The sequence below is a fragment of the Nocardiopsis potens DSM 45234 genome (assembly GCF_000341105.1).
GTDB lineage: Bacteria > Actinomycetota > Actinomycetes > Streptosporangiales > Streptosporangiaceae > Nocardiopsis_A > Nocardiopsis_A potens.
Genome location: NZ_ANBB01000045.1, coordinates 17427 through 41557 on the forward strand (window position 1 = coordinate 17427; position 24131 = coordinate 41557).

General features: G+C 70.1%; 18 protein-coding genes. 6 read left to right on the forward strand and 12 right to left on the reverse strand.

The annotated features are described in order from the left end of the window. The first annotated feature begins 138 nt into the window (after positions 1 to 138). Positions 139 to 2277, forward strand: a complete 2139-nt coding sequence (locus D459_RS32035) for a hypothetical protein (protein WP_152523031.1) — start codon at positions 139 to 141, stop codon at positions 2275 to 2277. On the opposite strand, the gene D459_RS0118095 is transcribed toward D459_RS32035, so the two are convergent. The 7 genes from D459_RS0118095 to eccCa all read right to left on the reverse strand — a co-directional run bounded on the left by D459_RS0118095 (position 2265) and on the right by eccCa (position 14307). Further along, positions 2265 to 3644: an outer membrane protein assembly factor BamB family protein gene (locus D459_RS0118095; RefSeq protein ID WP_017594417.1), complete on the reverse strand. Its 1380-nt coding sequence runs from the start codon at positions 3642 to 3644 to the stop codon at positions 2265 to 2267. The two genes, D459_RS32035 and D459_RS0118095, sit on opposite strands and share 13 nt — an antisense overlap. Further along, positions 3644 to 5407 (reverse strand): outer membrane protein assembly factor BamB family protein, encoded by a 1764-nt coding sequence (locus tag D459_RS0118100; protein WP_152523032.1) that lies wholly within the window; start codon positions 5405 to 5407, stop codon positions 3644 to 3646. The genes D459_RS0118095 and D459_RS0118100 overlap by 1 nt, the downstream gene beginning before the upstream one ends. Before the next feature lie 415 nt (positions 5408 to 5822). Further along, positions 5823 to 8381, reverse strand: coding sequence for a TPR repeat region-containing protein (locus D459_RS35520; RefSeq protein WP_152523033.1), 2559 nt, complete (start codon positions 8379 to 8381; stop codon positions 5823 to 5825). A gap of 32 nt (positions 8382 to 8413) precedes the next feature. After that, positions 8414 to 8749, reverse strand: a complete 336-nt coding sequence (locus D459_RS35525; RefSeq protein ID WP_152523034.1) for a hypothetical protein — start codon at positions 8747 to 8749, stop codon at positions 8414 to 8416. Positions 8750 to 8846: 97 nt separating this feature from the next. Continuing rightward, positions 8847 to 9173 carry a hypothetical protein gene (locus D459_RS35530; RefSeq protein WP_152523035.1) on the reverse strand — a complete coding sequence of 109 codons (327 nt, stop codon included), beginning with the start codon at positions 9171 to 9173 and terminating at the stop codon, positions 8847 to 8849. A 55-nt stretch (positions 9174 to 9228) separates the two neighbouring features. Beyond that, complete coding sequence (locus tag D459_RS0118110; protein ID WP_017594420.1) at positions 9229 to 10386, reverse strand: hypothetical protein; 1158 nt, start codon at positions 10384 to 10386, stop codon at positions 9229 to 9231. A 30-nt stretch (positions 10387 to 10416) separates the two neighbouring features. Next, positions 10417 to 14307: a type VII secretion protein EccCa gene (gene eccCa, locus D459_RS0118115; protein ID WP_026120509.1), complete on the reverse strand. Its 3891-nt coding sequence runs from the start codon at positions 14305 to 14307 to the stop codon at positions 10417 to 10419. A 288-nt stretch (positions 14308 to 14595) separates the two neighbouring features. On the opposite strand from eccCa, the gene eccD reads away from it, so the two are divergent. After that, the gene (eccD, locus tag D459_RS0118120) at positions 14596 to 15933 is read left to right on the forward strand and encodes a type VII secretion integral membrane protein EccD (protein ID WP_017594422.1); all 1338 of its coding nucleotides are present in this window, start codon (positions 14596 to 14598) and stop codon (positions 15931 to 15933) included. A 37-nt stretch (positions 15934 to 15970) separates the two neighbouring features. Here the strand turns inward: eccD and D459_RS33750 are convergent, their stop codons facing one another. Then, entirely contained in the window at positions 15971 to 16369 is a 399-nt protein-coding gene (locus D459_RS33750; RefSeq protein WP_017594423.1) for an SdpI family protein, read from the reverse strand. Between the two features lie 195 nt (positions 16370 to 16564). On the opposite strand from D459_RS33750, the gene D459_RS0118130 reads away from it, so the two are divergent. From D459_RS0118130 to D459_RS32050, 4 genes are read left to right on the forward strand one after another with little or no spacing between them, the layout of a single operon-like run. After that, positions 16565 to 16903, forward strand: coding sequence for a hypothetical protein (locus D459_RS0118130; RefSeq protein WP_026120510.1), 339 nt, complete (start codon positions 16565 to 16567; stop codon positions 16901 to 16903). 47 nt (positions 16904 to 16950) lie between these two features. Beyond that, positions 16951 to 17238, forward strand: a complete 288-nt coding sequence (locus D459_RS0118135) for a WXG100 family type VII secretion target (protein WP_017594425.1) — start codon at positions 16951 to 16953, stop codon at positions 17236 to 17238. 16 nt (positions 17239 to 17254) lie between these two features. After that, on the forward strand, positions 17255 to 17638 hold the full coding sequence (locus tag D459_RS0118140; RefSeq protein ID WP_026120511.1) for a hypothetical protein: 384 nt from the start codon (positions 17255 to 17257) through the stop codon (positions 17636 to 17638). A gap of 31 nt (positions 17639 to 17669) precedes the next feature. After that, entirely contained in the window at positions 17670 to 20084 is a 2415-nt protein-coding gene (locus tag D459_RS32050) for a protein kinase domain-containing protein (protein WP_051065472.1), read from the forward strand. Between the two features lie 73 nt (positions 20085 to 20157). Here D459_RS32050 and D459_RS33755 read toward each other — a convergent pair whose 3' ends face one another. From D459_RS33755 to D459_RS0118165, 4 genes are all read right to left on the reverse strand, one after another. After that, complete coding sequence (locus D459_RS33755; RefSeq protein WP_017594427.1) at positions 20158 to 20427, reverse strand: type II toxin-antitoxin system prevent-host-death family antitoxin; 270 nt, start codon at positions 20425 to 20427, stop codon at positions 20158 to 20160. A 120-nt stretch (positions 20428 to 20547) separates the two neighbouring features. After that, a complete protein-coding gene (locus D459_RS0118155; protein WP_017594428.1) occupies positions 20548 to 21714 on the reverse strand; it encodes a S8 family peptidase in 1167 nt (388 codons plus the stop codon). Positions 21715 to 22233: 519 nt separating this feature from the next. Beyond that, on the reverse strand, positions 22234 to 22617 hold the full coding sequence (locus D459_RS0118160) for a hypothetical protein (RefSeq protein WP_193790263.1): 384 nt from the start codon (positions 22615 to 22617) through the stop codon (positions 22234 to 22236). 497 nt (positions 22618 to 23114) lie between these two features. Further along, positions 23115 to 24047, reverse strand: coding sequence for a PrsW family intramembrane metalloprotease (locus D459_RS0118165; RefSeq protein WP_017594430.1), 933 nt, complete (start codon positions 24045 to 24047; stop codon positions 23115 to 23117). Between the last annotated feature and the right edge of the window lie 84 nt (positions 24048 to 24131).

Below are 24131 nucleotides of genomic sequence, written 5' to 3' on the forward strand. Positions count from 1 at the left end.
TTCGGCTCGCAAACCGGAATCGGAAGGGCATGAATGAGCGAGCCGGACAGAACCCCCACTGATGCGGCGAAAGCGACTGAAGCGGACGGATCGGAACCGGAAAAGCAGCCACCGGGCGGCCTGGAGACCGCCGGCAGCGTGAAGGAACTCTGGGCGAAGATCGCCCGAACGGTCCCGAGGACGCTGTGGCCGATGCTGGTCGCCGCCTGGCTGCCGGCCGTGCCGCTGCTCCTGCTCGGCCACTCCCTGGAGGTATGGAAGAGCGCGGACGCGGTCTACTACAACGGTGTCCTGGAGCCCCTCTCCGAACCCGGTGCCCTGTTCCTCGCCTCCGCCGCGGTGCTCGCCGCGCTCGGGCTGGCACTGGCCCCCCTCGTCATCGGCGCCCCGGTGCTGATCGGCACCGCCGCCCTGCTCGGCCGGACGATCGCGGTCCGCGACGCCTGGCGGCTCGCACTGCGCCGCTACTTCACCGTCCTCACCTGGCTCCTGCTGCTGATCGCACTGCTCTCCGCTGTGGCGGCGGGCGCCACCGGCCTGACGGCCATCGGGTGGCCGCTCTGGCTCGCCCTCGCATTCACCGTGCTGCCCGGCCTGTTCGCGCTGGCTCCGCTCATGGTGATGCTCCCGGTGTCCCTCGCGGAAGGGCGCGGGCCGTGGCAGGGGCTGGCGGCCGCCCACCGGTTGGAGCGGGAGCGCCGCCGCGTCCACCTGCTGTTCGTGATCGCGGCCTGCGGCCTGCCGGTCCTGGTCGACACCGGGGCGGAGCGGCTGCTCGGGTCCCGGCTCGGCTGGGGCGACGGGCACCCGGGGGCCGAGGCGGTCGGGCTGCTCGCCTCCGCCCTGGCCATGGCCCCGGCGGTGCTGCTGCTCTGCGCCCCCGCGGTGTACCGGGACCGCGGGGCCTACACCGGATACGCCTCCGGCCCGGACCTGGGCCGGATGGCCGCGCACCTGCCTCCGCCGCACACCGGTGGCCGGTCCTGGGCGGTGCTGCCGGCGCCCGCCCTGGCCGCGCTGCTCCTCCTCCCGGTACTGGTCGGGCCGGCCGTGTCGTGGGCGAACCCGCTCGGCGCCCCGGTCCTGGAGGGCGGCCCCCTCGCATCGCCCTACGGCGATGACTACGTCATCGACATCTCCCCGCGAGGGGAGGGGGCGCTCATCGCCACGACGCAGAGAGGGGAGACCGCGGAGCTCTGCGACCCCGAGTGCGAGACCGTCGCCGAGCGGGAGGGCAGGACGCAAGGCGGCGGCACGGCGGTCGCCGGCGGCGGCAGGCTGTACACGGACTGGTGGGAGTTCATGCACGACTGGGAGGACACCGACAGGTACGGTCCCCATCCCGACTCGGGGCTGTACCTGCGGACCTGCGCCGCCACCGAGAAGTGCGACCCGGACGAGGCCGTGCGGATCCGCCAGTACGGCGGCGACCACTACGAGACCGCGTCCGCGGTGGCGCCCTTCGGGGAGGGCCTGGTCGTCGCCTCCCACGTGCGCCCCTACGAACCGCGGGGCCGCGATGAGGAGATCGGGGAGGACGAGGGCGGGCTGCGCCTGCACGTATGCGACGAACCGGCCTGCGCCGACCCGCGCGCCATCGATCCGCCCGGCGACGTCACGGCGGGCGGGTTCCTCGCCGGCGGCACGTTCCTGGACATCGCCGTCTCCGCGGAGGGAGGGTTCGCCGTCGCGGCCTTCGACGCCTCCTACGGAGCCCTGAACGTCGTCTCCTGCGCCGACGCCGAATGCGCGGAGCCGGAGGTGAGCGAGATCTTCGGGGAGCATTTCCGGAAAGAGCACGAGGTCGGGATGCGGTCCCGCTTCGGCGCGCGGATCGAGTACCGCCCGGACGGCACCCCGGTGCTGGCCTACCGGGCCGTCCGGGACGGCGCGGTGCACGTGACCGACTGCCACGACGCCGCCTGCACCGAGTTCACCGACCGCGCCGTCACCGGGCCGGGGTGGAAGCGGCCGCTGCCGGGGCTGGCACTGGACTCGGAGGGCAACCCGCAGCTGGCCACCTTCGATCTGGCGGAGGAGCGGCTGGTGCTGCTCTCCTGCCTGGACGGCGGCTGCACCGAGACGGTGCGGACTCCGCTGGCCGCGACCTCCGAGGAACCCGGGGTGAGCGCGCTCGCGGTGGACGGCGAGGACCGGCCGCACATCGTCTGGTCCGAAGGCGAGGAGGACCGGCCCGACATCTTCTCGCGCTTCTCCGCGGAGACGCACTACCTGCGCTGCGCCGAGCCGCTCTGCGGCGCGGCTCAGACCCCGTAGTCGACCGCGAACAGCCGCGGCGACGTGCACCGCCAACCGCCGGCCGCGGCATCCTGCCGGGGCGGCTCCAGCCCGCCGGGGGCGCACCCGTGGTACACCCCGACGGCGGAGCCGTCCTCGGCGGCGTAGGAGGCCAGCTCCCAGACGACCGTTCCCGCGTCGACGCCGAACTCCTCCACCCCGGGGCCGTAGGCGCGCGGCACGGAGCCGAGCAGATCGGACTCGGAGTCCCCCCGGCGGGGCTCCGCATGCCGGGCGCCGAACCCGTCGATCAGCAGGGACGTCTCCCCGGAGACGTCCTCCTCGACGACCTCTCCGCTGCCCGCGTCGACCGCCCGGTACTCTTCGCCCTCCTGCACATAGAGCAGGGAGCCCCCAGGGTCGGCGGCCACGAAGGAGGCCTCCTCCGGGCGCTCCCAGAGCACGTCGCCGGTCTCGGCGTCGGCGGCCCAGAGCGTGTCCTTCCCGCCCGCCGAGGCCTTGAACACCGCGGCCCCGTCCAGCACGGCCTGCAGCGAGGAGGTCCCGGGGCCCTCCGGCAGCTCGGTGTCGGCGGCGGTCCGCCCGTCCTCCAGGTCGAGGCGGAGCAGCCGGGACGGGGCGTCCTCGTCCTGGGCGGAGCTGCTCCGCAGGTAGACCCCCTCCGGGGTGAGGAGGGCGACGCCGATGTCGACCGGCGGCTTGCGCGACCAGGCGATCCCGCCGCTCTCGGAGTCGAAGAGGAGGTATCGGCCTTCGCGGTCGGCCAGCAGGGCGCGGTGCTCGCCGGCCTCGTCCACCCTGAGGTCCCCCTCGTCGGCGCCGATGCGCTCCCAGGTGCCGCCGCCGTCCGGAGAGACCCGGTAGAGCGACTCGTCTCCGGTCCGCTCGTCCACGGTCCCGACGAGCAGCCCGTCCCCCAGGGCGTGGACCTTCCGTACGACCTTGGGGCGCTCGGGATCGACGGTCACGCTCCACAGCGCCTCGCCGTTCTCGGCGTCCACCGCGGTGAACCGGTCCTGCTCGTAGTAGTGGATCACACCCCGGTGGACGAGTGCGGCCTGGGCGGGATGGGTCCAGCCCATCCATTCCCTCTCCGGCAGCAGTATGGAAAGACCGCTGTCCAGGCGCTCCGTGTAGTAGTCGCCGTCCAGCGGCATCGACCAGCGCACCGACCCGGCCTCCCCGCAGTCGCCGGCCTCCGCGCAGGTGACCACCCGGTCCGGACTGATCACGGTCGGCTCAGAGGGCAGCTTGATCTCGGGCTCTTCTTCCTCCGGCGCTGCGCAGGCGGAGAGCAGAACGGCGCAGAGGACGCCAATGGAGAGGGAGAACCGGCTGCGGCGCACGCCGGCGGCACCCGTGCCGAGCGGGAACGGTCGGTTCATCAGCGGACTCCGATCAGTTCGGTGCCGGTATGGACGACGAGCGCGGTGGAGGTGTCGTAGAGCACCCGTCCCCCCTCTGACATCCCGGATTCGTCCTCCTCCGGCAGGTCCATCTCTTCATCGATGGGGACCGTCCGCTCGGCGGTGTCGGCGCCCCATGGGACGAAGGCGAGTGAGCCGAGCGAGGCACAGTGCGGACTGGAGAACACGGCCATCGTGGCGCCCTGCTCGTCGAGGCGGAACGCTGAGACGCACCCGTCCCACCCCTGTTCTTCGGAGCCGGGGATCGGGAAGCGGGCGGTCTCCGGCTCTTCACCGGAGTCGAAGGGGAGGCGTTCATAGAAGGCCCGAACGGGTTCTCCCTCCCCACCGTCCTCTTCACCGGGCAGGTAGGCGGCGGTTCCCGTGGTGGCCCTGGCCAATTCGATGTCGATGGCGCGTTCCCCCTCCGGGGAGGCGATCGGGTCACCGGTGCGCAGATCGAGGACGCGCAGGCCTTCCTCCTGTTCCTCGGTCTCGTACACCTTGGCGATCAGAGCGGTGCCGTCACCGGTGATCCGCAGCGGCTCGGGACGCGGGTCCCGCCAGTCCCCGGCCGAGCGGGTATAGGCCGTCTGCCAGAGCTCTTCACCGGTCTGGGCGTCCACGACGATGAACCGCTCCTGGGCCGCGTTGCCGGCACCGGGGTAGTCTCCGGCAGGGCCGTCGACGGGGTCGGGGTCGCGGACGGTGCAGTCCAGGCTCAGGGCGATCAGCCCGTCCAGGGCCCGGATCGCGCGCACGGCCTCCAGGGAGGATGTGGAAGTGCCCTGGGACGGGGCGTCGCGCAACGATGCGACGTCACCAAGGAATTGGCAGTTGTCGGGGAAGGGAAACGACCACTGCTCCTCGCCGGTGACGGCGTCGACGGCGCTCAGCTTCCGGTTCTCCTCGGCGCCGTCCGGGGCGGTGAACAGGAGGGTCCGTCCGTCGACGGCCCAGTCGTCCCCGGAGAACGGGGGATCGGAACGCGTGCCGATGGCCTCCCCGGTCTCGGTGTCCAGCAGGACCAGCCGCTCCCGCTCACCCAGCGCCCACGAAGAACTCACGTGGACGGCCAGGGTGTCCCCGCCCGGCGAGAGCCTCACCGCCAACGTGCTGCCGGGACGGCCGTAGCTCCACAGCTCCTCACCCGTCGCTCCGTCCAAGGCGACCACCCCGTCATCGAAGGAGGCGATCGGCCCACGCGGCCCGTCGTGGACGTGGACCACCCGCCTTCCGTCGGGGATCGTCCACCTCCAGATTGCTCCGGAGAGCTCTCCGACGGGTTCCGGGGCCGGTCCGGGGTCGGTGGCGGAGTGGCTCACCGGCGCGATCGCCGTCGCCGAGACGACCAGCGCGAGCACCAGGAGCGGAGCCGGCAGCACGAGCCACGACCGCGGCCGCGGAGGCGCCAGGAAGCGATACCGGCGCGGAGTCCCGGCAGCCGCGGTGCACACCGCGCCGAGAGTGAGCATCAGCAGGCCGATCCACGGCCAGACCAGGTCGACGTGGAAGCCGTCGTCTCTGGTGAACCAGAACGCGTCGGCCGGGAAGAGACGCCACAGAAAGAACCCGCTGCCGCCGGCGAGCAGCACGGCGCAGACCGCCACGAAGCGCCTGGCGGCGGGCTCCCCCTGCCCCCTGGGACCGGGCCCCAGGGCGGCCTGTGTGATCACCGCGGCCACCAGCAGCAGGGTGACCAAGGCGAACAGGGAGAGCAGCGGGAACCCGAGGCGCTCCATGACACCGCGTGAGGCCGACGGACCCGCGAAGAACCCGATGACGAAGGCCGGCCAACCGGCCCACAGCAATACCGTTCCGCACCGCGCGATCTGGAGGAGGACCGCCATACGTCGGCGCCTTCCGTCAGAACCGCTCGGCATCGCTGGTCTCTGCACAACCGGCCGTCCCGGTGCGGGGAGACTCACAGGGGTGAAGGGCGGTCGGTGAACGGATCTGTTTCCAGCCCGGTATCTGCTGAGGGCCGACCTGCAGTGCTGGGGAAGCCAAGAAGAACCTCCTACTTCTTCCAGATTTGTTGTAAAGGGATATAACGATTGCACGCGATCGATGTGGCGCTCTGAGGAGGTTTAAACGAGCTCCGATGGACTGGTGAACCATTTTCTGGAAGGGTATTTAGCAGTTCGGTCTTACGGGTCAGTCGCCACTGTCCTCTTCGTTTTTATTGAGATCGCTATCCCGAACCTGCCTGGGAATTCCTTCCACATCCTGTCCTTTGGCGAATTTCTCATACTCGTTGTCGTCGCTTGCTCTGTATTTGTCAATGTAATGCTCATATCCGTAGAAATTCCAGTCGGCGTAGATGTTGGCATATTGCCCAGCATCGCGATTGTAGTAGCGCTCATTTTTGTCTGTTCTGTCATCCTTATCAATCCAAAACAGGTCGTCCCCGTTCCTTTCCGCATTGTCGCTTTCGTAGTCGAAGCCCTCGTAAAGACCTGGCCTTGTCACGTCGACAGATTCCAAGACCTGCTCTGGGGGGCGAGGGTTGCCGTCTGCATCTTCCAGCCTAGATTCGTCGATTACTCCATCGGAAACAAGAGAAGCGATGAAGTACGCATCGACGCGCTCCGAGTTCACCCGCCTGCTTTCCTGGAGCTCGCCTTCCAACTGATCTGTCCTCAACGGGATTGAATTCATCAACTCTTCTCGATATTTATCGAACTCTGCCTGCACGTATTGCTTTGCGTTTTCCCCGGGGATGGCGGTTCCTGGCATTTTTCCTGTTATTTCCCCGATGAAGCCATCGATTCCGGCTTTCCACAACTTCTGCTCACGCTCGATGGCGGCGTCGTCTCCACTGACTCTTTCAAGTGTTTCATTGGTTATCCCGGCCCCTAGAAGCCCTTTAACGCGTCCGCTATTGGCGGCGACTTCGGGGTCTCCTGTGGACATAAACTCGCTCATGGATTCAAGCTGGTATTTTTCAGTTGCAATGATCGCATCGCGAGCAGCTTCGTCATCTCCTGCAATGTACTGCAGGAACCGCACTCGGGCACGGGAGTCAACTCTGAGTTGGTCTTCTTCATAAGCAAACGTTTTGCCGTCATCGATCTCCAGGCCGAAATCAGGAAGGTAGGTTTCGAATATCTCTTCGAAGTCTCTTGCGATCAGCGGATTAACTTCAGTGAAAGAGGCATCTCTCGATTTCTTTTCTTCTGTAAGATCGATTCCTGTGTCAGTCAGGTCCTGAAACACTTCATCATCGCGAGAAGTTCCTTCGATCAGCCCAACTGCTGCAGTTCCTGCTTTCTCACGTTCAAGAGGATCATCGCTGTTCGCGGCGTCAGGAATCCAGCTGGTCAATCCGCTGACGCTCTCACCGTCATCTTCCCAGTCATAAGTGTAAAGCCCGGTTAGCGTCTTTTCTCTGTCGACTTCCAAACGGCTAGTTTCATATTCGCCACTCAAAACTAGATAATTTGCCTCTTCATTCAAAGTGCTTTTCTGTATAATTTCTTGAAATGTTCCCTTTGCATTTGGTGATCCAAGAACTGAAATTTTCCGTTCCGAGTCTTCATCCAACTCTGTGCCGACAGTGGTAGTGAGAGCTGCAGAGAACCCAGTTCCCCCAGAAACGCCTATAGGAGCCTTTTCGAACAGCGAGGCCAGGCCACTTGCCTCCTGGTACCAAGCAGAGGACTGGACACTGCTATCGTCGAGTCCTTGTTGTCTCTCCTCGCGAGAGGCCGTTACGTCGTATCCGGATGATCCTTCGGCAACCCTCTGCACACTTTCTGGAAGCCGGTCGTATCCCCCTCCATACTCGGTATTAGAGAGAACGAGAAGCCCGCCTCCAAGTTCGCGAGATAGCTCTTCTTTTTCGTTTTCTGAAAGATCAGATTTATCCAGGTGATCGGGAATGCCCAGGACGCCGCGTGGGTATCCATCCCCGTAGGCATTCGGTGACTCTAGATCTTCAAGTCCTTCGTAGAATCGATCCAGGAAACTTATTTCTCTGTCTTCGAGTTTCTGTCCATTTCTTTTTGCATGTACAGCTCGTTCGTTGACCGCATTCAGGGTCGCAATAATTTCTGCATATTCTTCTTCGCTTAACTCCTCACTGCCGTCAAGATGCCGCTGGAGCTTCTCTCCCATCTCTTCGCCTTCAGAAGGAGTTACTGGCGTAGGCATCTCTGAGCCGGCTATGTTATTCGGGATCCAACCGAGGCGGCCACTTTTCATCAATTTTTTTACGTTTGCATCTGTCGGTCCCTCTGACATCATTGCCGAGCAGTCGTCTGCCCGACCTTCCAGTTCTTTCCATAGCTTGTGTGCTTCTGAATTTGCTTCATTGACAACCTTTTTGTATCGTTCCAAGTCTTCTTCGTCGGCCCCAACTCCCGAAAAAAATGCTGACAAGCCAAGCAGGGCTGCCTTTTTAGCCGCCAGCTCTATTTTGAGAATAGATATTCTGGTCTCGTACCATTCGAGATCGGTAGCCCATTCCATAGTGACGTCCGCTGCGTAACTTGAAGCAAGAGCTGCCTTCCTCCAGGCGGCTTCTCCGTCCGCACTGACCTGAATTATTTGTTCGGCCAGAAGATCTGTGAATTCAATTGCAGCAGAAGAAAGCTTTTCTTTGCTGTCTCCCGATCCTCCCAAAAGCTGGTCGAAAACATCCCACAAATTGTCTGCTTCTGCTTTGACTGCGGAAGGCTCGGCGTCAGGCTTTCTGTATTTAAGATCTGACATAAAAGACCGTCTCCAATCAAACAAAATGAGAATCAGGCGAAGTTTATCCCTCGGGACAGAGGAGGAGTTGAGCTAGCGTAGTCATCCGATGATCCATCATCAGTTTTGCTGATCTCATTGGAGGCCGACTGGGCGTTGATCGCTGCTTGCGTCATGTACTCTTCGACATCCACCATGGAATCAGCTGCATCTTTTTTGTATTTTTTGTATCCGGTTACTCCCGGGGATTCTCCGACCGCACTTGCAGCCGAGTCCATAGCGGATTCAAAGTCTTGAGCAAGTCCTTTGAGCTTGCTTGCGGCACTTTCTGCGCCCTGACTTTTTGAATTAGCGGAAGAAGAATCTCGAACTCCTGCTTCTCCTGACATCTTGTCTCCAATTCATTGGACGGTGGGATAGAGTCTGTCCTCGTAGTGGCGTTGGTTCTAATGAATAGCGCTTGCTTGCTGGCGTATTGCTTCGATGCTATGAAGCGTGAGATCTTCTGAGCAGGGCGAGAGAGAATGTGATCGTCGTTGGAATTGCAACAAGAAGAGCAATAGATAGTTGTTGGATCCTGCGCGTGTCGCATGCATTATGCAGGGCTTCAGTGTCATTGTAGATTCCATTGCTGTAGTCCCAAGGGCCTGTTTCCTTGTAGGGGGGACCTGCCAGCATCGGTGAATCGCAATCGAGAGTATAGGATTTTTCTCCTACTTGTATGTGCATTCCAATAGGAGGGGCAAAAAGCAAATAAATGACAAATGCAATGCCGATTGCCGATGCCAAGTAGAGGATAATTTTATTTTTCATTTCACCCTTCTTTTTGGGTTTGCATTTTATTGGACTCTGCTCTAGGTTGATCGTTTTAGTCTTTGGTGGTGTATTGGACGGCGAGTGGGAATCCGTCCATCGAAGCGTCCCGGGGCACCTCGAACAGCTCCTCCGCCTCCCCCTTCGGCTCCCCGCCCTCTCCGAGAGGGAGCCGGTACCAGGCCTTCTCCGTCTGCAGGAGCACCGCATCCCGGTCGGCCGAAAGCAGGTACTGCACCACCGCTCCCTCTCCCTCTAGGAGCGGGACCTCGGTGAAGGCCGTTCCGGTCTCGTCCAGGGTGATCAGGCGGCCGGCCGGGCCGGTGCCCCCCGGCGTCTGAGCGCCCTGCTGGGCCGGCTGCCCCTGCTGCTGCGGAACGGGCTGAACCCCCTGCGCGGGAGACGGTGCCGCGGCCCCGCCCACCGGCGCCAGCAGGGCCGTCCTCTCGCCCCAGACCGGTGCGCCCGGCAGGTGCTGCCATTCGGTGCCGGCGGCCGTAAGGGAGGCGTTCATCAGGTTGTCGCCGCTCATCCGGACGGTGAGCGCCTCGCCGGCCGGACCGGTGGCCTGGGTGATCGGGGCCTGGTCGCGGATGTGGAGGGCGCCGTCGGGGTCGACGGCCCACTCCGAGGGGACGCCGTTCTGGTCGAAGGGGACCGTGCCCTCCTGGGTGGGGGAGGCGGTGGGGTCGTCCAGGGGGACGGAGAGCACCTGGAAGGAGCCGGCCTGGCCCTCGGCGGCGCGGGCCGCGAACCAGATTCGGTCGTCGTGGATGCGCGGGTCGGTCCAGACCTCCGCGGGCGGGGCCTCCAGGGCGCCCGCCTGCTCGTAGACGTAGTCGCCCTTCTGGTCCTTGGTCAGCTGGGCGACCTGGACGGTGGGCGATTCCGGGGGCGCGTAGACGAAGTGGTTCCAGTCCTCGGAGAACCAGGAGTGCGCGGGCAGCGCCGGCGCCATCGGGTCGACCGCGCCCTCCGGGAGGCGGAAGGAGGCCTTCTCCTTCCCGGAACCGGGGTCGAGGAAGACCAGGGCCTGGTCCTGCTCCGGGTCGCCGCCGCCGTGGCCGCGGTAGAGCAGGGCCAGCCCGGTCGGCGGGCCCTCGGCGGAGCCGCTTCCGCCACTGGCGCCGTCGGCCTCCGTGCCGGTCGAGCAGGCGGAGGCGGAGAGGAGGGCCGCGGCCGCGATCGCGGCCGCGGTGCGGGCGAAGCGCATCGGAACGCCTTTCCGTTCTCGGGGGCCGGGCTACTCGGCGGGCTCGCTCCAGGCGACCTGGATCTGCTCCGGCGGGCGGCCGCGCTTGGCCAGCAGCGCTCGGCCCTGCGGCAGCCGGCGGGAGGCGATGCCGTTGGCCAGCCGCCCCTCCGAGCGGTCGCCGGAGAACAGCACCCCCGGGGTGGACATGTCGCCCAGCCCCTGCAGCACCGGTTCGAAGACCGCCCGGGAGGCGCCGCCGGTGCGGCGGGCGGCGATCAGGTGGAACCCGATGTCGCGGCCCTGCGGCAGCAGCTCGGCCAGCGGCGACAGCGGGCTGGTCCGGCCGGCGACGATGTCCATGTCGTCCACCACCACGAAGATCTCCAGCCCCTTCCACCAGCTGCGCTCGCGCAGCTGGCGCGGGGTGACATCGGGCCCGGGCAGCCGCTCCTTCAGCGAGCGGGCCAGGTCCGCGGCGACCGCCTTGGTGTGGTCGGCCGACGTGCAGTACGCCAGCAGGTGCTCCTCGTCGACCAGGCCCAGGTGGGCGCGGCGGTAGTCGACCAGGACGATGCCGACCTCCGCGGCGGGCCGCGCCGCGACCTGGCGGAGCAGCGCCCGCAGCAGCGTCGACTTGCCGGTCTGCGGGTCGCCGTAGACCACCAGGTGCGGGTCCTCGTCGAACTCCATCGAAGCGGGGCCGAGGTCGCTCTCGGCGACGCCCATGACCAGCTTCTTCCGGCGGCGGGCGGGCTTGGTGGAGGAGAGCAGGCCGTCCAGGTCGACGCGGGCGGGCAGGGTGCGCACCTGCTGCACCTCGCCCTGCTTCCACCGCTCGCGCAGCCGGTCCACCAGGTCCCGCACGCCGTCGGAGAGGTCGGTGTCGCCGGCGGTGCCGTCCAGCCGGGGCAGCGCGATGTGCGCGGTGTTCTCCTCCGGCAGCAGCGCCCGCCCCGGGGTCTCCTTCGGCAGCTCCTCGGAGAGCTTGCGGTCGATGCCGGAGTCGAAGGCGTCGGTGAGCCGGAACTCCAGCCGCCCGCCGAACAGCGCCTGCAGCCGGCTGCGCACCTGCGAGCTCGCCGCGCCGGTCAGCAGGGTGTGCACGCCCAGCGAGGGGCCGCGCGAGGCGATGTCCAGCAGCGCCTCGTCCGCGTCGTCGAAGGTCTCCCGCACCGACGACCAGCCGTCGATCAGCAGGAACACGTCGCCGGCCACCCCGGAGGGCGCCCTGCCCTCGGCGCGGGCCCGGCGCAGCGCCGCCGGGGAGTCCAGGCCGAGCTGCTGGAAGACGCGCTCCCGCCGGTCCAGCTGGTTGCGCACGTCGGTGAGGACCCGGCGGACCCGCTCCGGGTCGGATCGGCCCGCGATGCCCGCGACGTGCGGCAGCCGCTCGAACGCGGCCAGCTGCCCGCCGCCGAAGTCGATGCCGTAGACCGCCACCCGCCCCGGCGGGTACCGCCAGGCCAGCGAGGCGATCAGGGTGCGCAGCAGGGTCGACTTGCCGGTCTGGGGCCCGCCGAGCACGACCATGTTCCCCTCGGCGCCGGAGAAGTCCAGCTCGGTGGGGACCTGCCGCTGCTCGCGGGGGATGTCGGTGACGCCGACGACCGCCTTCACCTCGACCGGGTCCGGTTCCGCCGGGTCGCCCGAGACGTCCTCCCCGGCCAGCTCCAGCACCCGGTCCAGGGTGAGCGCCGGCGGCAGCGGCGGCAGCCAGACCGCGCGCACCGGCGGCGCGTCCGCCTCGACGATCCGGTCCACCGCCACCTGCAGCGTGCTGCGGGCCTTCTCCTCGCTCTGCGCCGGCTCGGCCGGGGCGGCGGCGCCCAGCGGGCCGTCCAGCAGCAGGCCGAGGCCGTTGTAGGAGATCAGCGGCAGCACCGGGTCGTCGGACCGGTCGGTCTCGGCCGGCGGCGCGTACGGCTGGGAGACCATCGCGGCCTTGAACCGCTCGAAGACCGAGGTGTCCACCTTCAGGTAGCCAGACCCGGGCTCGGGCGGCAGGTGGTAGGCGTCGCCGACGCCGATCGCCTCCCGGCTCTCCGCCTCGGAGAAGGTGCGCAGCCCGATCCGGTAGGACAGGTGCGACTCCAGGCCCTTGATCTTGCCGGACTCCAGCCGCTGGGTGGCCAGCAGCAGGTGCACCCCGATCGACCGGCCGATCCGGCCGATCGCCACGAACAGCTCCGCGAAGTCGGGGTGCGCGGTGAGCAGCTCGGAGAACTCGTCGATGATGACCAGCAGGTGCGGCAGCGGCTCCAGGTCGGTGCGGCCGCCCGCCCGCTCCTGCTCGTAGGCGTGCAGGTTGGGCAGGTTCCCGGCGTCCTTGAGCAGCTGCTGGCGGCGGGTCAGCTCGCCGTACATCGCCTCGCGGAACCGCATCACCAGGCCGTCGTCGTCGGCGAGGTTGGTGATCAGCCCGGCGCTGTGCGGCAGCCGGTCGGTGTCGGCGAACGTCGCGCCGCCCTTGAAGTCCACCAGCAGCAGCGCCAGCCGCTCCGGCGGGTGGCTGATCACCAGCGACGCCACCAGGGTGCGCAGCATCTCCGACTTGCCGGAGCCGGTGGCGCCGACCACCAGCCCGTGCGGGCCCATCCCGCCGAACGCCGACTCCTTGAGGTCCAGCAGGATCAGCCCGCCGGAGGGGCCGATGCCGATCGGCACCCGCAGGAAGTCGCCGGTGCTCCGCGGCCGCCAGGTGCGGCGCGGGTCGAGCCGGGCGACGTCCGGCACGCCCAGGATCTCCGGCAGGCCCACGGTGCCGTGCAGCGCGTCGCCGCTGTCGGTGGCGGCCAGCCGGAGCGGCGACAGCAGGTGGCCGATGGTGGTCAGCAGCGCGGCGCCGGCCCGGTCCGCGGTGCCGGACAGCGGCGGGTCGGCGTCGGCCGGCCGGGTCGCCTCCCCGGTGTCCTCGGCCAGGGCGCCGTCGGCGTCCACGGTGAGCCGCAGGTCGACGTGCTCGGGCTCCTCCCGGCGGTCGCCGAGCAGCACGATCAGGTGGATGCCGAGGTCGGCCAGGGAGGAGACCGGCGGCTCGGCGGCCAGCCCGGAGAGCGTGGACTGGAACTCCCCGTCCACGATGAGCACCAGCCGGCGGGTGCCGGGGCCGGGCCGCTGCCCGCGGCGGCGCTGCATGTCCACGGTGCGCTGCTCGATCTCGGCGGCGAGCAGCTCCGCCATCTCCATGGTGTTGCCCGCGACCAGGCGGGTGGTGAACGCCCGGCCGGGCCCGACGTGCTCCAGGTCCTCGGCGGCGTTGTGCGGCAGCCACTTCAGCCAGTCCCACTCGGCGAGCAGCCGCTGGTGCCGGACCGCCCCGATGCGCACGTCCTCCGGCGCGGAGAACGCGGCGATCTGCGCGGCCAGGGCGCGGGCGACGTCCCGGCCGGCCGCCCGGTCGCCCACGATCGAGACGGTGCCCAGCTCCTCCAGCGGCAGCTCCAGCGGCATCTCCGGGACCTCGGCGTACAGCTCGACCAGCTGGTCGCCGAGGCCGCGGCAGACCGGGTCGTAGACGATGAGCGGGTTGGAGGTGTCGACCTTCAGGCTGAGCCGCCGCGCCAGCGGCCGGGTCCCGGTGCCGATCCGCACCCGCAGGAAGTCGGGGTCGCTCGCGCGGCGCTCCCAGCGCCGGGCGGGCAGCCGCACCGTCTCGGTGAGCAGCTCCGGGGCGGGGTGCCGGAACGCGGCGCCGGCCCGCTGGGTGGCGGCGACCTCGCGCACCGTCTCGCGGAGCTGGTCCAGGTAGTCCAGGTAGCGCTCGCGCTGCTCCCGGATCCGCTTGCGCGGCCCGTTGTGCTGCGCGGTGAACATGACGATGCCGATGACCACGCTGGCGACCATCACCAGCACCGCGGCGGCCGCGTACAGCGGGCGGTTCCCCATCGTGATCGCCATCAGCAGCGAACCGGATCCGCTGATCACCGGCATGATGATCATCGCGATCGAGCTGTTGGCCGGCGGGTTGTCCGGCAGCTGTGGGGGAGGGGCGATGACCAGCGGGTCGGCCCCCGGGTCGGGGACCGAGTGGCGCGCCGGCCTGTGGATGAGAGTGGTCGCCACGGCGAGGTCTTTCGTGCGGATGGGAACGGAGAGGAGCGGGGTTGCTACGGTAATGATCCCGCGATCGGGTGCTTTCACCTAATTCGCTGCGCACGGACGGCGTTCGAGCGACCACCGCGCGCACTTGCCCATCCCCATCTCCATCCTGTAGAGGACCAGACGGACGTGAGTGGATACTGTCGGGTCAAGGTCGCCGGTCCGCAGCGCTGGGCCGACCTGGCGCTCCCCGGAACCGTGCCGGTGGCCAGCCTGCTGCCGCAGGTCATCGGCGTCTGCTCGCCGGAGGCCGACGGCACCCGCCCGGCCGGGTGGACCCTGGTCGACGCCGCGGGCGCCCCGGTCCCGCCGGAGTCCACCCTGGAGGCGGCGGGCGTGCTCGACGGCGACGTGCTCGCCCTGCGCCGGCTGACCGCGCCCGAGCGGCCCGCCCACGTCGACGACGTGCGCGGAGCGGTGGAGGACCGGGTCGACGAGTCCGGCGGCATCTGGACCTCCTCGACCACGTTCGCCTTCGGCACCCTGGTGGCCGGAATCGGCCCGCTGCCGATGCTGGCCGCCATGGAGTACCTGGACTCTTCGCCGCTGAACATCGCGGTGGCGGTGGCGGGCGCGCTGCTCTGCCTGGCCCTGGGGGTGTTCGCCTCCCGCCGCGGGATGGGCGCGGTCTCCGCGGTGCTGCTCGGCGCCGCCTGCACCTGGGGCGCCTCGGCGTCGGTGCTGGCCGCCCTGCTCCTCTCCGGGGCGGACCCGCTGGTGCTGGGGGTGTTCGGCTGCGTCGGGGCGCTGCTCATCGCGGCCGTGGGCTGGGCGCTGAACGAGACCGGCCTGGCCTACCTGGCCGCGCTGGCGGTGCTCGCGGTCGCCGGCGGCGCACTGGCCGGAACCGGCATGTTCACCGACCCGGCCCAGGGCGCCCGCGCCGCGGCCGTGCTGCTGGTGCTGATGGTGGGCGCGCTGCCCCGGATGGCGCTCTCCATGGGCGGGCTGTCCGCCCTGGACTACGAGGTCCGGCACTCCGGCCAGGTGGCCACCGAGCGCTTCGAGGAGACCCTGACCAGCAGCGACCGCCTGCTGCACGGCCTGGTCCTGGGCTGTGCCCTGGCCGCCGCGGCCGCCGCCCCGCTGCTGGTCCTGCTCGGCGGCCGGACGCAGGACGTGCTGCTGGCCGCCCTGGTCTCGCTGCTGACGGTGTTCCGGGCCCGGCTCTTCGACCGGATCCGGCACACCCTCCCGCTCCGCCTGGGCGGCACCTTCGGCCTGGGTGTGAGCGCCCTGGGCGCCTTCACCCTGCTGCCCGCCCTCGGCCCCTGGCTCCCCGCCCTCACCCTCGCCGCCGGCGCGGTACTGGCCGTCCTCAGCTGGGTCCGCCTCGCCGACGTCCCCCGCGCCTCGCTCCGCCGCACCCTGAACGGCGTGGAGATCGTGGTGGTGATCGCACTCTGCGGGGTGCTGGCCTGGTCGATGGGGCTGTTCGACCTGGTGGCGCGGCTGACCTCGGACTGAGTGCGGCCGGGGCCGTCCGCCGGGTCCATGCCGCGTCCTATTTCTCGGCCTGCCGGCTCTGAACGGCGTCCCTGCCGCGTCGGTGGGCGACGACCGTCGCGGCCGCGAGCACGGCGACGACGGCGGTGAACCCCGTGGCCGGAACTGCCATCGCCGCAGGGGCGGAACCCTCCTCGGAGCCCATCGCCAATGCGAACGGGATCGCCGCCGCCGAGCTGAAGTAGCCCGTCCAGGCGCAGGCGAGCAGCCACGGCCCCGCGGCCCTGTGCCCCTCCCGCCAGGCGGTGTCCGACGACTTCGTGACCTGCGTGCGCAGGCCGATCGCGGAGTTCCGGTCCAGGGCTCCGGAGGCGGCCGCCCGCTTGATGTAGTGGGCGAGCCCGGACAGGGCGAGGGTCCCCGCCACGATGCCGAGAACCGGCGCCAGTGTCTGCATGGTCGGTCGCGCCTTCCAACGACGGCCGCCGCTCCGACAGCGGCGGAGGGAGAGGGTTTCGACTGTAAGGGGAGGTGAGGCGGGGCATGTCCGGAATCGGACAGCTTGGGGTGTGTGATCGTCGGTGAGGGACGATACGCTCTCGGTGAGCCCGTGCGTGACGTGGGTGATCCCCTGAGTGAGAAGGAGTGTCCTGTGTCGAACTATGCCGGTTTGACCGAGGCCGATGCCCTCGGGAAGGGCGGGGAAGACCTCGGGATCTCTTCTGAGGGGCTCTACCAGCGGCTCAACAACCTGATCCAGGACATGGAGCGGGACGGGGACTCCCTGCAGGGCAACGCGCTGGCGGAGTTCCGCGCGGCGCGCAACGAGCTGACCACGCGGTTCGACGAGCTGATGACCTGGTGCCGGAACAACGGGATCAAGCTCAACGAGGGCCAGCGGGAGTTCACCGCGGTCGACAGCGACTCCGGGGACGAGTTCGCCTCCGCCGGGCGGGAGGCCGGGGGGCTGTCCCGGCCGATCAACGGCTGACGCCGGACGCACGCCGAGCCGAGCACGCCTGAAGGAGAGGAAGAGTCGTGAGCTACGAGGTCTACGGCAACGTGGCGGGCCTGCAGGGCCTCGCCGAGGACCAGCAGGGGCACCTGAGCCGGTTCCAGGCGATCATGGAGGAGATCAAGACCCAGTCCGAGACCACGGTGAACAAGTGGGAGGGCTCGGGGAACGAGCAGTTCAAGGCCAAGGCCGAGGAGTTCGACACCCAGTTCGCCTCGGTGAACGACGCCTTCGCCAGGGTCATCGACGCCACCGACGGCGCCGCGAACAGCTACTCGCGGCTGACCAACTACCTGAACAACCTGTTCTAAACCCCCGCTCCGCGCCATGACCCAGCCTGCGACGACGCCTCCGCCCCCCGCCCCCCGCCCGGGGCCGGCCCCCGGAGGGCCCGCGCCCGCGGACGCCGGGGAGCACATGCCGGAGGCCTTCCACTTCACCCCCAACGCCGAGCAGTACGTGCTGCAGGCCGACGCGCTGCGCCGGCGGCAGCTGCGCGCCGCCCTCCTCTACGGGTCGAGCCGGTACTGGCGGCGCCGGCAGGCGGTGTGGCCCGCCCTCGTCGGCGGCGCCATCCTGGTCGCCCTCATCTGCGGCGGCATTACGGTGCACGCGGCGTTCGAAAAGCAGCAGGTCATCAACGAGCAGCGGAACGGCGGCGGGCAGACCGGCCCGCTCTTCGGCGGCCCGGGGCAGCAGGGGGCGCCGTGACCGCCCCCCGATCGGAGAAGTGAGCACGCAGATGTCCGGTGGAGACCCTTCTTCCACCGACTGGGTCCCCGGTTTCCACTCGCCCGTCCTCGCCTACCGCGGCCGGAACTCCCAGGTCTTCAAGGCCGTCAACGAGCGGACCGGGGCCCCGGTCGCGGTCAAGGTCATGCACGCCCCCGGCGCCTACGACGAGATCCAGCGCCTGCGCGACCTGGCCGGGGCCCGCGGGCTGGTGCCGCTGCTGGACATCGCCCGGACCGCGGCCGGCGAGCCCGCGCTGGTGATGCCGTTCCAGCCGGACGGCTCCTACGCCGACGTCATCGCCCGCAGCGGGCCGGTCGGCCTGGCCGAGGCGGTGCGCGCCGGGCGCGCCGTCGCCGGTGCGCTCGCCGCCGCGCACGCCCGCGGGCTGCTCCACAACGACGTGGTGCCCGGCAACGTGCTGCGCGCCGGCACCTCGGCGGTCCTCACCGACCTCGGCTCGGCCGCCGCGGCCGGCTCCCCGCCGCCCCGGCTGCGGACCAGCAGCGAGCTGGCCTTCCACGCCCCGCCGGAGATCCTCCGCGCCCGCACCCCCGTCCCCGCCTCCGACGTCTACGCGCTCGCCTCCACCCTGTGGACCCTCGTCGCCGGGCGCGCACCCTTCTCCGACGGCAGCGGCGACCGGGCCGACGCCCAGGCCTCGGCCCGCCGGGCGCTGCGCGAACCCGCCCCGCCGCTCCCCGCCGACCTGGCCCCCGCCGAGGTGGGCGAGCTGCTCGCGGCGGCCATGGCCAAGGACCCGGAGGAGCGCCCGGCGACCCCCGCCGCGTTCGAGGCCGAACTGGAGCGGGCCTGGAGCGCGGCGGGCGCCGCCTACCTCGCCGACACCCCGTCGGCGGGCGCGCACCCGCCGGCCCCGGCCGCCCCGGTGCGCCCTGCGGCGCCGGCCGAGCCGCAGCCCGCGCCCCCGCCGGGCCCGGGCGGGACGGGGCCGCGGCCGGCTCCGCGGCCCCCGGCGGCACCGGTGTCCTCGCAGGCGCCCGCGGCCCCCGAAGCACCGACGGTTCCCGCAGCGGGGGCGGCCCCGCAGCGGCCTTCGCGGCCGCCGGCCGCAGAGGCGGAGGGTCCGACCGGCCCCCGGGCGGTCCAGGAAGGGCCGATCGGACCGACCGCGCCTCCGGGAAGGACGCCGACGGCGCCGGTGGAGGGGCCGACCGGGCCCCGGGCGGCCCGCCCGGCGCAGACTCCGGCGGCGCAGCGCCCGCCGGCCGGACCGCCGGAGGCCCGGCCGGTCGCGGAAGGGCCGGCCGCGTCACCAGGGCGGGCGCCGGCGGTGCCGTCGGGTCCGCAGGTCCCGCCGGTTTCTCAGGGCCGGCCGGGGCCGGGCGCCGGGGCCGGGCCGCAGCCGCTGTGGGGGGCGCCGGGCGGACGCCCGTCGGCCGCGCCGTCACCGCAGGCTCCGCCGGGTCCCGAGCGGGAAGGGCCGGCGGGGGGCGCCGAGCGTGCGCCCGCCGTGCCGTCCCCTGCGCCGGCTCCGCCGAAAGCGGCGGCCGCTCCGGTGGAGGAGGTCGGGGCGCCGGTGCGCCGGGTCGGCCGGCGGCCGCAGGCCAAGCCCACCCCGCTGCCCAGCGAGGGCGAGGAGGGGCGGGCGGCGCCCGCCCCGGTGGTGCTGCCGGAGATCCGGACCGAGGCGTGGGCCCTGCTGGAGGGGTGGAGCGGCGGACCGGACTCGCCGCCGCTGCCCGGCTCCGCCGGGAGCGGACCCGCCGAGCCCTTGGACGACGGGCCCGACTACAGCGACCTGGAAGGCCCGGCCCGGCCGCCGCGCTGGCGCCGCCACCTGCACATCGCCGCCGCGGCCGCCTCCGTCCTGGTGGTCTCCGCGCTGCTCGGGGTGGGCGGGGCCCTCCACCCGGCCGAGGTGCGGACGGCCGCCGCCGAGGAGCCCGCGGCCGAGGAGAAGGAGAAGGACGCCGCCGAGGACGGGGGGAAGGGCGCCGGCGAGGCGTCCGGCTCCGAGGGGAAGGCCACCGCTCCGCAGGCCCCCGGGAAGGTCTGGCTGGAGGACGGCCTGACCGTGGTGCAGGTGAAGTGGGAGGACGCCTCCGGCGGCACCGCCCGCTACTTCGTCGTGGGCGGGGTGTCCGGGCAGCCGCAGACGACGCTCGCCCGCACCGGCCCCGGCGTGGAGGAGGCGCAGGTCCCGACCGGGAGCGAGACCGCAGAGTACTGCTTCACCGTCGTCGCGGTCGACGGGCTGTCCGCGCCGTCCGCCCCGGCCTGCACGAACCGGGCCGGCGCCCGAGCCCAGGCCCAGGCGGAGGCCGAGAAGGAGCGGGCGGAGCAGGAGGCCGCGGAGAAGGAAGAGGAAGAGAAGAAGAAGGAAGAGGAGCAGGCGTCGGAGAAGGAGGAGGCCGCCTCCGGCGACGCCTCCTCCGGCGGTTCCTCTTCCTCAAGGGAGTGAGGGAGCCGACGAGGCTCCCTGCCGCTCCGCCTTTGCGCGGGGTGGACGCTTCCCCGGGGGAGGCGGCGCGGCGTCAGCGCTCCGGGGCCTCGGGAATCCCCTCCCCGGTGACCTCGGCGAGGGAGAAGGTGCGCCCGGTGCTCTCCGCCAGGGCCTGCTCGGCGGCCTCGGCGAGCCGGAGGTCCTCCCACTCTTCGAGCTTTTCCAGCATGAACACGGGCACGACGGCCGCCACCGGTCTTCCGGCGCGGGTCACCACGGTGACGCGGTCCTGCCGCTCGGCGGCGTCGACCGCTCGGACGGGGGCGGCTCGGAACTCTTCGATGTCCGCGGTGTCGTCCATGGGAGAAGTGTGCACCGGGCGGCCCGGGCCCGGGGGCGGAACGGGTGCGGCCCCGGCCCGGAGGGGGTCCGGGGCCGGGGCCGTGTCGGGGGTTTCAGGGACTGCCGGCGAGCGGGGTGCCTACAGGCCGGAGACGTTCAGGAGGAGGTTGGGGGTGTTGGCGGGGACGCCGGAGAGCTTGTCCTTGGAGGCGTTGTCGGTCATCCAGGTCTGGATGGTCGCCTGGTCGGCCTGGCCGTTGGCGTCCTTGTACAGTGCGGCGGCGCCGGCCACGTGCGGGCTGGCCATCGAGGTGCCGCTGAGGGAGTCGGTGCCGCCGCCCGGGACGGTGGACTCGATGGCGACGCCCGGGGCGTAGATGTCCACGGCCGTGCCGTAGTTGGTGAAGTAGGCCGAGGCGTCCGAGGAGTCGGAGGCCGCGACCGTGGTGACGCGCTCGGCGCGGGCCGGGGAGACGTTGTTGGCGTCCTGGCTCTCATTGCCGGCGGCGACCGCCACGAACACGCCGGAGTCGGAGAGCGCGTTGACCGCGTCGTCCACCGCCTGGGAGGCCGGGCCGCCCAGGGAGAGGTTGGCGACCGAGCCGTCGGGGGCGTTCTGGGCGACCCAGTCGATGCCCGCGATGACGTCGGCGTAGGTGCCGCTGCCGCTGTCGTCGAGGACCTTCACCCCGTACAGGTCGGCCTCGGGGGCGACGCCGTAGGAGTCGCTGCCGATGGTGCCCGCGACGTGGGTGCCGTGGCCGTTGCCGTCGAAGCCGTCGCCGCCGGTGGCGTCGAAGGCCGACGAGGCCCGCCCGCCGAAGTCCGGGTGGCTCGCGTCGATGCCGGTGTCGATGATGTAGGCGGAGACGCCGGCGCCGGTCGCCTGGGTGGTGTAGGAGTCGTCCAGAGGCAGGTCCTCCTGGTCGATCCGGTCCAGGCCCCACGGCACGGCGCTGGCCTCGACCTTGCCGACCTGCTCGACGTAGGCGACCTCGGGGTTGGCGCGGACCTCCTTGACCTCCTCGGCGGTCAGGGTCGCCGAGTAGCCCTCCAGGACCTCGGTGTAGGTGTGCTCGACGTCCTTGGCGGAGATGCCGACGTCGGTGCTCTCCACCGAGCTGGTCCGCATGCCGTCCTCGAGCACCACGATCCACTCGCCGGAGACGGCGGCGTCGCTGGTGCGCAGCGGGGCGAGGTCGTCGGCGGAGGCGGCGCCCGCGCCGCCCAGGAGCGCGGCGGGAATGGCGAGCAGCCCTGCGGTGGCGACACCGATGGTCGTCCGCTTCGCGAAGGTCTTCTTCACGTGCACCCTCCTCATGGGGAGCAGGGCCCGGAACCCGTTGGGGGTGACGGGCCGTGTGACGCGTTTCGTCACGACGCGGGGACTTTAGCCAGAAATCCGGGGAATGCGACAGGGTCTTCACGTTCGGTGACCCTGTCCGGCGGTATCGAGCCAAGGTGTGCAAGTTGTGCACCCTGCGGCCGCTTTTCCTGTCAAGGCGTCTAGGTGGCAGGATCCGGCCAGAAAAACGCGTAAACCGCGTGTTACCTGTGGCGTTACGTAATCGGCGGGTTCCGTTCAGCGCCGTGTCCGGTTCCGGTCCGTATAACGGAGGAGGCCGCGCCCGAATCGGGCCGGGCGCGGCTGCCCGGGAGTCGGGCGGGGGCAAGGAGGCGCGCCGGGGGCGGCGGCCGGTGGCAGGATCCGGCCAGGATGGAACCGGACGGGGCTCCGCGGGGTCTGAACGGGTGGAGACGGCGAAAAGCGGAGCGCCGCCTCCCTCGGGGGAGAGGCGGCGCTCCGGAAGTCGCTGCGGGGCTCTCAGGCGGCGCTGAGGTCCCGGGAGTGGTGCCGGCCGCGCTCGAAGGTGCGGCGGTGCGTGGAGACCGGCGAAGAGGGGTACAGCAGGGCGGCGGCGCCGGCCGGGTCACTGGCGGGGTGGGTGACGGTGTCGCCGAGGTAGTCGCTCCAGATGTACTTCCCGTCGCGGCACCAGACGTTGATCCCCCGCATCACCGAGATGACCGCCATCTCGCTGGTGCCGGCGCGGTACATCGGCCGGACCGCGGAGGAGACGAGCTCCTCCCAGAGCGCCACGATCGCGCGCTCGGCGCAGAAGGCGTGCCGTGGTCTGTGCTTGACCCGGTTGGCCAGGGCCGTCTTCACCCGGTTCGCCCTCGGGTTGTTCAACCGCCAGTGACTCAACGACGTCTCCCGATGTGTCGGTTGCCGCGGTGGGGTGCCGCTCATTCAGATGCGGCCACGTGTCCGCGGCCGGACCACGTGCCCGGCCTCCGTCGGGGCGGGTGCCTGACCCGTGATCTCCACAAAGCTCAGCGAGGGACAACGCCTTCGTTACCTCGCGGTTATTCTTTGCGATCCGGATAGTAGCAGCATCTGACCCCTAGGGGTCGAGGGCTTCAAAAGTGGCCCATGTCACATTCTCGAATCTCGGGAAGAGTCGAGGTTTGGAATGTATACGCAGGTCAAAGTGGGTTAGTCGAACGGGTGGGCGAATCCGGAGTGCGCCCATGAGGGGCATTGGACCCCCGAAGGGGGCGTTCGCGGCGGGGGTCGCGGAGTGCGTGCCCGGGCGCCGGTTCCGCCTGCTCCGTGGCGGTTTGCGGGTGCATCGTCACGGATGGTGCTGTGATGGGCGTCTCTTGGGGTTCGGTTGGGTTTCGCTTGACCTTCTCCCCGTGTCAGCTCCGCTGCCCGTTCGACCGGTTCCAGCCCCGGAGCAGGGCGGCCAGCCAGCCCACCCCGACCACGGAGACCAGCGCCATCCCGGCGAAGTCGAGAACCGGTACCAGCGCCGCCTGCACCGGGGTGAACGGCGGGATCCGGCCCTGCTCCAGCAGCTGGGCCTGCCAGTAGGTGCCGGTGAACAGGAAGGCCAGCACGGCCGCGATCGAGTGCACCGAGTCCCACAGTGCGTGCAGCAGCGAGACCCCCAGGAAGGCGAGGAGCACGCGCAGCGTGATCCGCCAGTGCCCGGGGGAGGAGGCCGCGAACAGCACCCCGCCCAGGATCGCCGTCCACAGGCCGTGCCCGACCGGGGCCAGCAGGCCGCGCAGGATCTCGGTCTGCACCAGGGCCAGCAGGTCCAGCCCGTTCTCGGTGATCAGGGCGTTGAGCGCGTAGCCGGCGCTCTCGAAGGCGGCGAAGCCGAACCCCACGGTCGCGCCGAGCACCATGCCGTCGCGCGGGGAGACGGAGGCCAGGCCGCGGGCGGTGAGCATCAGCGCGCCCGCCTTCACCGCCTCCTCGATCAGCCCGACCCCGAGGTAGACGAAGGCGGCCTGGCGGAGCAGGTAGCTCTCCAGCAGCGAGGCGCCCAGGACGCCGAGCACCCCGCCGACGATGAAGCCGAAGAAGAGCGGCTCCGGGCCGATCGCGCTGCCCGGGGCGGTCCGGGTGCGCTCGTAGGCCCAGCAGACGAAGGTGACCGGCACCAGGAAGCTGCCCAGCAGGATGACGGTGGGCAGCAGGGTGGGGTTGGCGGTGGCCAGCGTGACCGCGACGGTGGCCAGCCACAGCGCCAGGCCGGTGCCGAACAGCCGGGGCCAGAGATGCCTGCGGTGCTGCCGCCGCGCGGTGTGCTGCGGGCGCGGCGGCGTGCGGGGCGGCTGCATGTTCCCTCACCCTCCTAGCGCGCCCTCCGGGCGGGGGCGCGGTCGCCATGCTGGCAAGGGAGGAAAGAGGGGTAATGGCGGATC